This is a genomic window from Lactobacillus sp. UMNPBX16, from assembly GCF_002553775.1.
Taxonomy (GTDB): Bacteria; Bacillota; Bacilli; order Lactobacillales; family Lactobacillaceae; genus Lactobacillus; species Lactobacillus crispatus.
The window spans coordinates 1-14064 of record NZ_PCYU01000045.1 but is presented as its reverse complement, the minus strand read 5'-3'; the positions used below and the strand labels follow the sequence as shown (position 1 = coordinate 14064).

Sequence of the window (14064 nt, the reverse complement as noted above, 5' to 3'; positions counted from 1 at the left end):
AACACTAGGTTAGTATGTTTCTTTTACATTAAACTTCCTATTAAAAGATTACCCTTGAAACTGGTAAAATAGATAAGTAAGTATAGAGAACAATTTATTAAAAAGGGGAATAAAATGGCAGATAAAAAATTACTTCTAATCGATGGTAACTCTGTAGCTTTCAGAGCCTTTTACGCTCTTTATCGTCAACTAGAATCTTTCAAAAGTCCGGACGGCCTGCACACTAATGCCATTTATGCTTTTAAAAATATGCTTGATGTCCTTTTGAAGGACGTTGATCCAACTCACATTTTGGTAGCTTTTGATGCAGGAAAAGTAACTTTTAGAACAAAGATGTATGGAGAATATAAAGGTGGACGTGCCAAAACTCCAGAAGAGTTGCTCGAACAAATGCCTTACATTCAAGAAATGCTGCATGACTTGGGTATTAAAACTTATGAATTGAAGAATTATGAAGCAGATGACATCATTGGTACTTTTGCTACGAAGGGTGAAAAGACCGGGTTCACAACCACGATCGTAACTGGTGACCGCGACTTGACCCAACTTGCGTCCGACAAGACGATTGTCGAAGTAACTAAATCTGGTGTTTCTCAACTTGAAGCCTACACGCCTGAACATATGAAGGAAGTTAATGGTGTTACTCCAACCGAATTCATCGACATGAAGGCCTTAATGGGTGATAACTCTGATAACTACCCAGGTGTCGAAGGTATTGGTCCTAAGACAGCTTCTAATTTAATTCAAGAATATGGTTCAGTAGAAAATCTTTACGATCATATTGATCAAATGAAGAAATCTAAGCGTAAGGAACGTTTAATTCGTGATAAAGACAAGGCCTTTTTAGCTAAAAAACTTGCTACAATTGATCGTGATTCACCAGTTACCATTGATATTGATGATGTAAAACGTCAACCAGTTGATTATGAGAAACTGCGTCAGTTCTATGAAAAGATGAATTTCCGTAAGTTCTTGGCAGAACTTAATGCGTCAGGTGCTGGTCAAGGTAGTGCAGATGTTGAAAAAGTTGAATACACCGTTTTAAATGATGACAATGTTAAAGATGTCAAAGCTACTGAAAAAGACACTGTTGAATTTTATCTAGAAATGCTCGGTGCTAACTATCACCTAGCTCCTTTTGTTGGCTTCAGTTTGAAGCTCAATGACAAGATCTACGTTTCAAGATACGTGGAATTGCTTGAAGAAGATAATATCAAGCACATCTTAGAAGGCGAAAAGATTAAGAAGAATGTCTTTGACCTAAAGAGAACAATGGTTGCTGCACATCGTTTAGGCATTCATACGCACGGCCTTGATTACGACATGCTTTTGGCATCCTACTTGATCAATAATGAAAACAACTCTAATGATCTGGGTGAAATTGCCCATCTTTATGGTGATTACTCCGTTAAGACCGAGCTTGAAGTCTACGGCAAAGGTAAGAGTGAACATGTTCCCGATAATGACGATGAATTGTTCAACCACTTAGCTTCCAAGGTCAACGCCATTGAAAAGCTTAAGCCGGAGCTTCTTAAAAAGCTTAAAGAACACGAACAGGATGCTTTGTTTGACACAATCGAAATCCCAACTGCTCGTGTTTTAGCCAGAATGGAAATGAACGGGATGAAGGTTGAAGCCAGCACTTTGCTTCAGTTGCAAAATGAATTTGCCGTTAAATTGAAGGAACTCGAAGACAAGATTTATGACCAAGCCGGTGAAAAGTTCAACTTGAACTCACCAAAGCAATTAGGTCACATTTTGTTTGAAAAGCTTGGTTTGCCAGTTATCAAAAAGACTAAGACTGGTTACTCAACTTCAGTTGAAGTCTTGGATCAATTAAAGACGCAAAGCCCAATCGTTAGTGAAATTTTGGATTACCGTCAAATTGCCAAGATTCAATCTACCTATGTAAAGGGTCTGCTTGATGTTATCCAACCAGATGGTCGTGTACATACACGTTACTTGCAAACTTTGACTGCCACTGGTCGTCTGTCCAGTGTGGATCCTAACTTGCAAAATATCCCTACCCGCACCGAAGAGGGTAAGCAAATCAGAAAAGCTTTCGTGCCAAGTGAACCAGACGGCTACATTTTCTCTTGCGATTACTCACAAGTTGAACTTCGTGTTTTAGCTCACGTTTCGGGCGATCAAAACATGCAAGAAGCCTTCAAGACCGGTTATGATATTCACTCACATACCGCGATGAAGATTTTCCACTTGGATTCACCAGATCAAGTAACGCCACTGATGCGTCGTCACGCTAAGGCTGTTAACTTCGGTATCGTTTATGGTATTTCCGATTACGGTTTGTCCAAGAATTTAGGTATTTCTAGAAAACGTGCGCAAGAATTTATCGACAACTACTTCGAACAATATCCTCAAATCAAGGATTACATGAATAAAGCAGTACAAGAAGCACGTGACAAGGGCTATGCCGAAACAATCATGCACCGTCGCAGATACTTGCCAGATATTCACGCTAAGAAGTACACCGTGCGTGCCTTTGCTGAAAGAACTTCTATTAATTCACCAATTCAAGGTTCAGCTGCCGATATTATTAAAATTGCAATGATTAACATGCAAAAGAAGTTAGATGAACTACATTTGAAGACTAAAATGGTAGTGCAGGTACACGATGAATTGATTTTTGATGTACCAAAAGATGAGCTAGAAACAATTAAAAAGATTGTGCCTGAAGTAATGCAATCAGCTGTTAAGTTGGACGTGCCATTGATTGCTGATTCTGGCTGGGGACACAATTGGTATGATGCAAAGTAGGTGATAAAATGCCTGAAATGCCTGAAGTTGAAACAGTTCGAAGAACGCTGCTTCCTTTAGTTAAGGGAAAAACTATTAAAAAAGTGATTTTGTGGTATCCAAAAATTGTAGCGACTGATCATGAAAAATTTTTATCTGAATTGCCTGGTAAAAAGATTATCGATATTGATCGCTACGCCAAGTATTTGCTTATTCGCTTGAGTGATAATTTAACGATTGTTTCTCATTTGCGAATGGAAGGAAAGTATCATTTAACTGCGTCTGATGCGCCTAAGGATAAACACGATCACGTTGAGTTTGTTTTTACTGATGGAACAGCGTTGCGTTATAATGATGTGCGCAAATTTGGGCGGATGCAGCTAATTTTAACTGGCACCGAAAGACAAACTACAGGGATTGGTAAGCTTGGAGTAGAACCAAATAGTTCTAAATTTACTTCAGAATATTTAATCAATGGCTTAAAGCGTAAGAAGAAAAATATCAAAAACACTTTGCTTGATCAATCAGTAGTAGCTGGTCTAGGTAATATTTATGTTGATGAGGTTCTTTGGCGAACCAAGATTCATCCTTTAAGTCAGGCCAATAAAATTCCTGTGGAAAAAGTATCTGAATTACATGATCAGATCAATAAAATTATTGCCGAAGCAATTAAGCTGCAAGGTACTACAGTTCATTCCTTTTTGAATGCGAATGGACAAGTCGGTGGCTTTCAAAGTAAATTGCAAGTTTACGGTCATGTAGGTGAGCCCTGCCCAGTTTGTGGTACTAAATTTGAAAAAATTAAGGTTAATGGTCGGGGAACCACTTTTTGTCCTCATTGTCAGGTGATTTATAAATGAGTTATGTCTTAGCATTAACAGGTGGAATTGCCACCGGTAAAAGTACTGCTGATGATTTTTTTAAAAAGAAAAACATTCCGATTATTGACTGTGATCAAGTTGCCCACGAACTGATGAAACCGGGCAATGCATCTTGGCAAGTGATTAAAGATCATTTTGGGGTAGAATATTTAAATTCAGACCAAACAATAAATCGTAAAAAATTAGGGCAATTAGTTTTTAGTAATAAAAGAGCCTTGTCTGAATTAAATCAGTTGACGCATCCGTTAATTTTCGATAAAACAGTAGCAAAGATAAAAGAATATCAGAATTTTGCTCTTGTTATTTTAGATGCACCAGTGTATTTTGAAGCGGGATTGGATAAAAAACATGTAGCTAATGGAGTTTTAGTGATTACCCTTCCTGAGCAATTACAGATTGAACGTTTAAAAAAGCGTAATAATCTATCTGACGAGGAAGCAAGAATGCGGATTAATAGTCAGATGCCATTAGCTGAAAAAGAAAAAATGGCCGATTTTGTAGTGGCAAATACTGGTACAATAAAAGAACTAGAGAATAAACTAGCACAATTATTGGTAAAGATTAGAGAAGAGGGATAACTATGGAATGTCCAAATTGTCATCAAAATGCTTCTCGCGTTATTGATTCGCGGCCTAGTGATGAAAACCGGGCTATTAGACGGCGCAGAGAATGTGAAAATTGTGGTTTTCGCTTTACTACTTTTGAACGAGTGGAAACTGCTCCTTTGTTGGTAGTAAAAAATGATGGTACCCGTGAACCATTCAGTCGAAAGAAAATTTTGCACGGAGTAATGGCAGCCGGACAAAAACGGCCAATCAGTAGTGAACAATTTGAGCAATTGGTTGATCGTGTCGAAAATAAGGTAAGAAAACAAGGCGTTAGTGAAATTTCATCTAAGAAGATTGGTCAGTATGTCATGGATGATTTGGCTAATTTGGATGACGTAGCTTATATTCGCTTTGCTTCAATTTACCGTGAGTTCAAGGATATGTCTAGCTTTATGAAGACAATGGAAGATATGATGGCCAAAAAAGGAAAGGGTAATTAGTCATGTTTGCAACGTCTGATCCTAAGCATCTTTATTATGTAGCCAACAAGATTACCCTTTTTCCAGAGAATGAGAAAATCTTGATTAAATTGTATCAGCCTTTGGTTGGCGCGGTGGCAATTGCCTTGTATCAGACTTTAATCAATGACTATGATCCATATGGTATTGTTTCTGATGCAAAGGGAATTTATTCACTACAGGAGCAACTTGATTGTAGTTTAAAAGATATGTTTCATTCTTTGCATAAACTGGAAGCCGTAGGTTTAGTGCAAACTTTTTTAGCGGATAATGTCTTCAATAATATCATTGTTTTTAAGTTATTACAGGTTCCTAGTGCAGACAAATTTTTTGCAACACCACTGCTAGCAAGTTTGTTGAAAGAAAAAGTTGGCAGCCCAACCTTTCATGACTTGAGTCATGCTTTTGCTAAGGAAGCAAAACTGCGTGAAAAGCCAATCAAGAATGCGCGCGATGTCTCAGCCAACTTTTTTGATGTTTTTCGCTTGCCAGGGGATGAAGCAATTAATCCATCTAATGAGGTAGTAGAAGCTGCGCAGGAAAATAAAGCGCCTGAGGTAGAAACTGCTGAAATTAATGCCCAGGATCCAATTGATTGGGATCTGATTAAAGATCAATATAATGTCTATCAAATTCCAGCTCAAGAAGTAGAAATTAAAAAGAACCAAATTCGGGGCTTAATACAGACATATAATTTATCGGAACAGGAATTTGTGGATGAGACTGTTCCCTGTTTGCATGGTACACATAAATTAAACATGCATGAAATTAGTAATACCATAGCAGAAAATTATAAACGATTGCATACTAGGGAAAACATTCAAAAACAAATTGAAGAAGGCAAAAAGCGCGCTATTGCGACTATCAAAGGTTTGGACGCTAATGATAGAAAATTGTTACTCGAAGCTAATGAAAATTCCCCATCTGAATTTTTATACAAATTAAAAACTGAAAAGGGTGGAATTGTAGCTCCAGGCGAAAACTATATTATTAATCAGCTGCACACGCAGTATGGCTTGCCGGAAGATTTGATTAATATTTTGATTCATACCTGTTTGACCTACGATACTGTTGTAACTTCTAATCGTGCTTATCGAATAGCTAATGATTGGCTGCAAGGTGGTATTAGTACTGGGGTACAAGCTCTTGAATATGTGAAGAAGCGTAAAGCCGATATTCTTAAAAAGAAAAATCGACAGTCATATCGACAAAATAAGCGAGTCGAAAAAGGTACCGATTGGAGCAAGAAAAAGGCTAAAAATGAAGGTATGTCAACAGAACAGCTGAAGGATATCTTTAAGGATCTGAAAAATAAGTAAATAGAGGGTAGGTGAAATAATGGAAGCAATTGGTGATTTGCTTAAAAAAATAGTTAAAGAGCGTAATTTAGGTAATGAGAAAGAACTGTTGAAAACTGCTTTACACGATCCAGATGTGCAAGCGTTTTTGCAGGCAAATAGGGAAAAAATAGATAAGGCGATGATTCGAAATAGTATGGCCAATATCTATGAATATTATGCGCAAAAACATAGTCAGAATCAGGTGCTGGCCGGTTATGCTCCGAAATTATTTTTGAACGGCAAAGTAATTGATGTACGTTACAAACCTACCGAGGCTAAGATTGTAGCAGATCAGCAACGAGCAGCCAAGCGGCGTCTTCATTTAATTGATCTGCCTGCTAAATTGCATGATGTTAATTTAAGTGATATTGAGGTTACAAATGATCGCCAGCAAGCTTTAACCCTGATTTATGATTTTTTGAAAAAGTACAAAGCTGATCCTCACCAACAAGGCCTTTATTTGTCGGGCGACTTTGGGATCGGGAAGACCTATATGCTAGCGGGACTTGCAAACTATGTAGCAACTAATTTTGATCGGAATGTTGTATTTTTACATGTTCCAACTTTTATTGCAGGTTTATCAAGTCATTTTGGTGATAACAGCTTGCAAGATGAGATCAGGAATTTAGCTGAATGCGATATCTTAATTTTGGATGATATTGGGGCAGAAACATTAAGTCAGTGGTCACGTGATGACGTTTTAGGAGTAATTTTACAGGCAAGAATGGATAATGTTTTGCCAACTTTTTTCTCTTCTAATTTAGATATGGAAGCATTAGAGTCACACTTTGAGGAAACCCGTAATGCAACTGATCCAGTTAAAGCTAAAAGATTAATGCAACGAGTACGTTTTTTAGCTAAAGAAGTAGTAGTTTCCGGTCCTGATCGACGAAATTTTTCGCATTAATTTCAAAAAGGTCTTGCATCGTTCACTTTGATGCGTATAATTGAAGTTAATTAAACGAGACATGATGATGTTCGGCTCAGAGAGAAGGACCTAGTTCTGGAAGTTCTTCATTAGAAAATCACCCCAATCGTTTATTCCCCAAAATTGAATTTTAAGAGGCTGGATACCTTTATCAATCTATACGAGAGGTTAGACGTACGCTAACCTGAATTTTGGGTGGAACCACGCAATTAACACGTCCCAGTGCTTTTATTAGCACTGGGATTTTTTTATTGGAGGTAAAAATATGAGTTTTTCAGTTACTTTGCCAGACGGTTCAAAGAAAGATTTTGATAAGGCTGTTTCAGTTAAGGAAGTAGCTTCATCAATCGCTACATCTCTTGGAAAAGCTGCCGTTGGTGCTAAAGTAAATGGCGTTGTTAAGCCACTTGATTATGAAATTGACAATGATGTTGAAGTTGCCATTCTTACTGATAAGGATGAAGAAGGCTTGGATATTTTAAGAGCTACTGCTGCTTTTGCACTTGAAGCAGTTGCTAAGAATAAGTACCCAGAACTTCGTTTGGGTCAACATGTTGCTGATGAAGGCGGCTTTTACGTAGATACTGACAAAGATGACCAAATTAAGGTTACTGAATTGCCAGAACTTGAAAAAGCTATGGAGAAGTTGATCAAGAGTGGTCAAGCAATTGAACATGTTGTGATGGATAAGTCAGAACTTGAAGATATTTTCAAGGATGATCCATATAAGAGCGACCTTTTGAAGGAAATTGACAGTGACAAGGTTGATGCTTACAAGTTAGGTGATTTCGTTGACTTTGGCTTTGATGCTTTATTGCCAAACACTGGTAAGATTAAGCACTTCAAGCTTTTGTCAGTTGCTGGTGCTTACTGGCTTGGTAAATCATCCAACCCAATGCTTCAAAGAATCTTCGGTACTGCTTTCTTCAAGGAAGCTGCTTTAAAGGAAGATTTGAAGCGTCGTGCAGAAATTAAGGAACGCGACCACAGAACTATCGGTCGTGACCTTGACCTCTTCTTCGTTGATCCTAAGGTTGGTGCTGGTCTTCCTTACTGGATGCCAAAGGGTGCTACTATTCGTCGTGTTGTTGAACGTTACATTATCGACCGTGAAGTTGCTGACGGCTATCAACACGTTTACACTCCAGTATTAATGAACCTTGACGCTTACAAGACTTCAGGTCACTGGGCACACTACCGTGATGACATGTTCCCACCAATGGACATGGGTGATGGCGAAATGCTTGAACTTCGTCCAATGAACTGTCCTTCACATATTCAAATTTATAAGCACCACATTCGTTCATACCGTGACTTGCCACTTCGTGTTGCTGAACTTGGTATGATGCACAGATATGAAAAGTCAGGCGCTTTGTCAGGCCTTCAACGTGTACGTGAAATGACTTTGAATGATGGCCACACTTTTGTTGCCTTGGATCAAGTTCAAACTGAATTCGCTAAGATTTTGAAGTTAATCATGGACGTATACAAGGACTTCGATATTACTGATTACTACTTCAGACTTTCATACCGTGATCCAAAGAATACTGACAAGTACTTTGCAAATGACGAAATGTGGGAAAGAAGTCAAAAGATGCTTAAGGGTGCTATGGATGACCTTGGCCTTGACTATGTTGAAGCTGAAGGTGAAGCAGCATTCTACGGTCCTAAGCTTGATATTCAAACTAAGACTGCTTTGGGTAATGACGAAACTATGTCAACTATCCAACTTGACTTCATGCTTCCAGAAAGATTTGGCTTAACTTACGTTGGTCAAGATGGTGAAGAACACCGTCCAGTTATGATTCACCGTGGTATTGTTGGTACTATGGAAAGATTCATTGCTTACCTTACTGAAATTTACAAGGGTGCATTCCCAACTTGGCTTGCTCCAGTTCAAGTTGAAATTATTCCAGTTAACCTTGATGCTCATGGTGAATATGCAGAAAAGGTTCGTCAAGAACTTGCTAAGCGTGGCTTCAGAGCAGAAGTTGATACTCGTAACGAAAAGATGGGCTACAAGATTCGTGAATCTCAAACCCAAAAGGTACCATATACTTTGGTATTAGGTGATGACGAAATGAACACTAATGGTGTAAATGTACGTCGTTACGGTACTGATGAAGAAATTTCTAAGAGTTTAGATGACTTTATCGCTGAAATTGACGCTGACGTTAAGTCATACTCAAGAGAAAATTAATTAATATAATTAAAAAATAAAATAAAAAACGTATGCTAGGTCTAATTAAGACGACTTTATTGCATACGTTTTTTTGTTGGTAAAACTAATGTAATTGATTTTTTACGTTTGTAAGTAAGAAGTAAAAAAACTGTCATCGCCTTTAACTTTTATGAAATATTTTAATGAAATAATGAAAATAGCAGTTATATAAGGGAAGGTGATAAACGTGAAAAATAAACTCATTATATTTATGACAACTGCGCTATTTATGTTAGCTATTATTGTAATGGGTCAAAATAGAGTAGATGCTGCATCCTGGGGAGCTAAGAACTTATTTACTACGCCAAAGAAAACTCGCGGAACATGGTACTATAAGCATGAAGGCAAAATCAAGAAGCTTAAAATCACAACGCATACATTTAATAAAATCAAATTGTATAAAATGTTGAGCAGTAATAAAGCAATCAAGTGGACTAAAAAATTAGCTAAGGCTGATAAGAAATCAGGATATAAATTAGCTCAAAAGGTTGGTATTTCTCAGTATGAAGCTACTGATTTTAAATTTCATAAAACACCAGGTTTTGCTGCTAATGGCTGGCTATCTAGCGATAGAGCAGATTCAGGACACACTTATGTTGCTATAAAGAAAAAAGATAAAAGTAATAATGATAAAGTAGATGCACTGAGAGTAGGAAATGGAGCAGATAATTCATTTTTATATTATTGCTATAAGAGCAAAAAATTAGTCAAATAGGTTATAATAATTTTATTGATTATTCAATCACATTTTTATATTTTGCACTGAAATCTTAATTCAGTGCTTTTTTCATGAGGATTAGACTAAATAAGATGATAATACGCCAGCGAAAAAATTATTTAACTTCTCAATTTTTATCTAAGATTAGTGCAGATGGAACTTTGAATATTGAAAGTTTGATTGTTCTGACTTGCGCAATTTTTATTGCAAGTGTTGGATTAAATGTTAATTCAACAGCTACTATTATTGGTGCAATGTTAATTTCACCTTTGATGGGACCGCTGCTAGCAATTGGCACAGGCCTTGCTTTATATGATGTTACTTTGCTGCGTAAAGGAACGATTTCATTATTAGCAGAAATTATTATTAGTTTAGCTGCATCTACAATTTATTTTCATTTTTCTCCTTTGACTTATGCTAGCCAAGAAATTATTGCACGAACTTCACCAACGATTTGGGATGTAATGATTGCGTTTTTTGGAGGAGTTGCTGGAATAATCGGTGCACGTAAAAAAGAAGCAAATAATATCGTACCTGGTGTAGCGATTGCAACAGCCTTAATGCCACCAGCTTGTACGATAGGGTATTCAATTGCAGTAGGCAATCTTAAATATTTTTTAGGATCAAGTTATTTGTTTTTGATTAATTGCGTTTTCATAATTTTGACTGCTTTTTTGGGTGTAAAAATTATGAAATGGCTAAGTTATTCTACTAAGCAATCTAAGTTGTTTTTCTTACGCAAGCCAACCTTTAAAGAGTTTGCGATAATTTTAGTAGTAATTATTTTAATTATTCCTAGTATCTTATCAGCTAATCAGATGGTGAATAAAACTCTAGTAGATCAAAATGTTCAAAATCTTGTTGTTAATGAGTTAGGCAATGTTAATCTAATTAAAGAAAATGTCGATACGCAAGGAAAAATAATTAATCTTACAGTTTCAGGTAATAAAATTAATGCTAAGAAAATTCAAGTGGCTAAAGCAAACTTAACAAAATATGACCTGAAAGGCTATTCACTGAATATTGTACAAGTAGCTCAGGTTAATCCCAATGCAGAAAATCAATTAGATCGACAAGTAAATAATATTATTAATCAGCGTCAGCATGAACAAGAACAAGCTGATGAAAAACGTCAACAAGAACAAGAAAAACGTAATCAAAAAATTCGTAAACTGTCCTCTGCAATATCTTCTGTTACTGCAGTTAGCGATAATAAAAATAAGCAAATTACTTTGATAGAGTTAAAAAAGCCGCTATCTAAGAAGAGAAAAAACGCCTTAGTAAGACAAATAAAAGATAAATATCCAAATATTAATTTAGTGGAATTTGTTCAAGAAAATATTAAAAATTAGAAAGTATATAGCATATTACTTTTATTGTGAAATATCTTGATACTAAAATAAATTTTGTAAAGTTTGTTTTATTATAAAAACGTAAATTGCAATAATAAATTGAACATTTAGGCTGTTTGATAGATTTTATCTAATTCTCTTTCGAAGATTTCATCTGGTGTGTGATATGCCAGGATCTTTCTGGGTAAAGAGTTGCACCAGGTTTCAATATCAATGATTTGTTGGAGAGAATAGTTATTGATGCAGTCTCCTTTAGGAATGAATCTGCGAATAAGACCATTATGTCTTTCAACAGTTCCTTTATCACAAGAAGTATAAGGATGAGCATAATAAATAAGAGTCTTAGAAACTTCTTCTAAATTAGCTAAATCCGCAAACTCTGAACCATTGTCAGTAGTAATCGTCTTGAAGATGTCATTCCAGTGCTCGCTGTATTGTTTTTGAAGCATTTTAAAAGCCTGCATGACACTGGCAGATGTCAGGTATGCGAATAATCAAGAATTCACGGCTCATGCGCTCAGAAAGCGTTAATAGAACCTGATCATCTTTGGTTTTATGCCCTAGAACAAGATCACATTCCCAATGACCAAATTCATTGCGCTGGTCAATCTCTTTAGGTCGCTCTTCGATGCTTCGTCCCAGCTTTTTCTTGTTTTTGCGAACATGATGGAGCTTGGTATTACGTTTAATTTTTTCAGGCAAATCATAGTTCTTAATTGCAATTAGGCCTTGTTCTACATAGTTGTACAAAGTTCTGGTGCAGACTGTTTGATGATGTGAGAATTCACCGATAGCTAAGCTACGATTGGCACAAACGTCAAGTGACCAGCCGTCCTCAAAAAAATGATTAATGACGTAGCTAATAAAGTTTGCTTTCTTCAAGAAGTCCGATTTACGACCACAGTGACGACGATTAATCTGATAAACGCTCTGACCATGTTCAGCCTTATAGCGCTGCTGCTTGCCATGATAGAGAGAAACAGTACCACGTTTGACCTCTTGTGACCTCCAATAGATGTTTTTGTGGATATTAACATTCTATCAAACAGGTCCAGATGGACTTTTATTTTTATAAAGTGTTTAACTTGATTTTACAATCGGCGAAAATAATTAAAATAATAATTTTCAATATAAAAAGTGAGAAGATTGATAATAAGGTCTTCTCACTTTTTTGATTACTTGATGATTTTAATAATATCATTGAAAATTTGGTTAAGCAGTAGATGATTGCGTTTATAGATAGATTCTACTGATTCGTTGTCAGTATATTCTTTCTTTTCACCATAATTTCTAACTTTCATATTATTTGGACCATAATAGCTAGCAATTTTTTCACCAAATCCGCTTTCCAAAGTATTATCTTCTAAGGTTACAACTAATTCATGGTTGGCCATTAGACTAGTCAATGTCTCAGTATCAAGATGAGCTACGTATTTCGGATTAATTAAAGTTGCATTAATATCATGTTTCTTTAAAAGTTTACGAACTTTTTCGCCTAATTGATAGAAGTCTCTTACGCCAATAATTGCGACTTTTGATCCTAGTTTAACATCATAGTTGGTCTTCATTAATTGGACTTCCCTCAGGAAATAGATTAACTGGGCTCTTAATAGCTACAGGATGTTTTCTTTGTTTAACAGCCCAATTAAGCATTGATTTCATTTCATTAAGAGTAGTAGGTGCTAATATTCTCAATTAGGCCAATTAGCAATCATCATATTATCAAAAACTCCAACATGAGTTTTTGAAGTATTAGTAACCCCACCACCAATAACTACCATGACTACTGGTAAATCATTTGTAGCAACATCATGGGAAAGTTGATCATATGCTCGTTGTAAGAGAGTAGAGTTTTCAAACCAAATGGGGGTGATGCCTTCCTTGACAGCACCGGCTACAAAAGCTATAGATTCTTGTTCAGCAATACCAACGTCTTTGTAATGTTTGGGATAATTTTCTTTGATTTCGTTTAAACCAAACATATGAGGAATAGCAGCGTTAATTGCTAGGATATTTTTTTGATTTTGGATATGTTTTTTAGAAAATCAACCATGATACTTGTAGAGTTTGGAGTTTTAGGAGCAAGAGCTAGAGGTTTGTCAGTCTTTAAGTTAAAAGGGTTTACCCAGTGGTGAGTAGCTTCATTTTAGATTGCTTCTAGAATATGATCTTTAGTAAATTCATATCGACCACCAAAAACTCTTGAACCTTCACTTTTATCAGGGTCAACAATTATTCCTACTTTAGATTGAATAAATAGATCATCGCGCTTTATTTTGCTTAATTTTAGGACTTGGCCAAAGATTTTTTCAGATTCGCCTTGGCCATAAATATCAGCCGAATCAATAAAATTAATGCCATTATCGAAGGCTGCTTCTAAAGCTTCAGTAGCTTGCTGCGGAGTTTTAGCATTCATCCGCATAATACCCAATCCCATAGCTGAGATTTTTAAAGAAGTAATTCCTAAATTTGTTTGGTTCATAAAAAATAATCTTTCTAAATACTTATATTTGATTTCATAAAAAATCATACAAGCATTTAAAAAGGCTGTGAAGACGGCACAATTATGTGCCTAGGGAACTTTTAGGTAACCTAGTCGACAAACATTTTATGTAAATTGGCTAATTTTTATTCCTTCACTTGCTTTGTTTGTTCATTTATTGGGCAAGTAGGATGTTTAACGAAACTGTCAAATCTTTTGTGTAAATAGATCTTTCTCGTAAATTGATTTTTTAATTATTTATTTAATCAAAGTAGGATTCTAAGGTGTCCTGAACCTGACCAAAGCCTTTATTCTGTCG

12 protein-coding genes and 1 pseudogene are annotated in these 14064 nt (G+C 36.1%); 9 read left to right on the top strand and 4 right to left on the bottom strand.

The window, feature by feature from the left end; all coding sequences use genetic code 11:
- The first annotated feature begins 114 nt into the window (after nt 1-114).
- From polA to CP367_RS09375, 9 genes are all read left to right on the top strand, one after another.
- The gene (gene polA, locus CP367_RS09415; protein WP_089145994.1) at nt 115-2778 is read left to right on the top strand and encodes a DNA polymerase I; all 2664 of its coding nucleotides are present in this window, start codon (nt 115-117) and stop codon (nt 2776-2778) included.
- 8 nt (nt 2779-2786) lie between these two features.
- The gene (gene mutM / locus CP367_RS09410; protein WP_025005309.1) at nt 2787-3617 is read left to right on the top strand and encodes a DNA-formamidopyrimidine glycosylase; all 831 of its coding nucleotides are present in this window, start codon (nt 2787-2789) and stop codon (nt 3615-3617) included.
- Nucleotides 3614-4216 carry a dephospho-CoA kinase gene (coaE, locus tag CP367_RS09405; RefSeq protein ID WP_089143316.1) on the top strand — a complete coding sequence of 201 codons (603 nt, stop codon included), beginning with the start codon at nt 3614-3616 and terminating at the stop codon, nt 4214-4216. Before mutM ends, coaE begins: the two co-directional genes overlap by 4 nt.
- A gap of 2 nt (nt 4217-4218) precedes the next feature.
- Nucleotides 4219-4686, top strand: a complete 468-nt coding sequence (gene nrdR, locus CP367_RS09400; RefSeq protein WP_023488426.1) for a transcriptional regulator NrdR — start codon at nt 4219-4221, stop codon at nt 4684-4686.
- A gap of 2 nt (nt 4687-4688) precedes the next feature.
- Nucleotides 4689-6023, top strand: coding sequence for a replication initiation and membrane attachment family protein (locus tag CP367_RS09395; protein ID WP_023488425.1), 1335 nt, complete (start codon nt 4689-4691; stop codon nt 6021-6023).
- A 19-nt stretch (nt 6024-6042) separates the two neighbouring features.
- Nucleotides 6043-6951: a primosomal protein DnaI gene (gene dnaI, locus CP367_RS09390; protein WP_089143317.1), complete on the top strand. Its 909-nt coding sequence runs from the start codon at nt 6043-6045 to the stop codon at nt 6949-6951.
- Between the two features lie 286 nt (nt 6952-7237).
- Nucleotides 7238-9172, top strand: coding sequence for a threonine--tRNA ligase (gene thrS, locus CP367_RS09385; protein WP_089143318.1), 1935 nt, complete (start codon nt 7238-7240; stop codon nt 9170-9172).
- Nucleotides 9173-9371: 199 nt separating this feature from the next.
- Nucleotides 9372-9908 carry a hypothetical protein gene (locus CP367_RS09380; protein WP_081307113.1) on the top strand — a complete coding sequence of 179 codons (537 nt, stop codon included), beginning with the start codon at nt 9372-9374 and terminating at the stop codon, nt 9906-9908.
- Nucleotides 9909-10003: 95 nt separating this feature from the next.
- Entirely contained in the window at nt 10004-11263 is a 1260-nt protein-coding gene (locus tag CP367_RS09375; RefSeq protein ID WP_089145993.1) for a DUF389 domain-containing protein, read from the top strand.
- A 107-nt stretch (nt 11264-11370) separates the two neighbouring features.
- Here CP367_RS09375 and CP367_RS09370 read toward each other — a convergent pair.
- The 4 genes and pseudogenes from CP367_RS09370 to CP367_RS11055 all read right to left on the bottom strand — a co-directional run.
- A pseudogene (locus CP367_RS09370) lies at nt 11371-12268 on the bottom strand (IS30 family transposase); the annotation flags it as partial.
- Nucleotides 12269-12438: 170 nt separating this feature from the next.
- A complete protein-coding gene (locus tag CP367_RS11065; RefSeq protein ID WP_081079822.1) occupies nt 12439-12831 on the bottom strand; it encodes a transketolase C-terminal domain-containing protein in 393 nt (130 codons plus the stop codon).
- 123 nt (nt 12832-12954) lie between these two features.
- Complete coding sequence (locus CP367_RS11060) at nt 12955-13245, bottom strand: hypothetical protein (protein ID WP_089145992.1); 291 nt, start codon at nt 13243-13245, stop codon at nt 12955-12957.
- Between the two features lie 164 nt (nt 13246-13409).
- Nucleotides 13410-13745: an aldo/keto reductase gene (locus CP367_RS11055; protein ID WP_089143232.1), complete on the bottom strand. Its 336-nt coding sequence runs from the start codon at nt 13743-13745 to the stop codon at nt 13410-13412.
- Nucleotides 13746-14064: the final 319 nt, after the last annotated feature.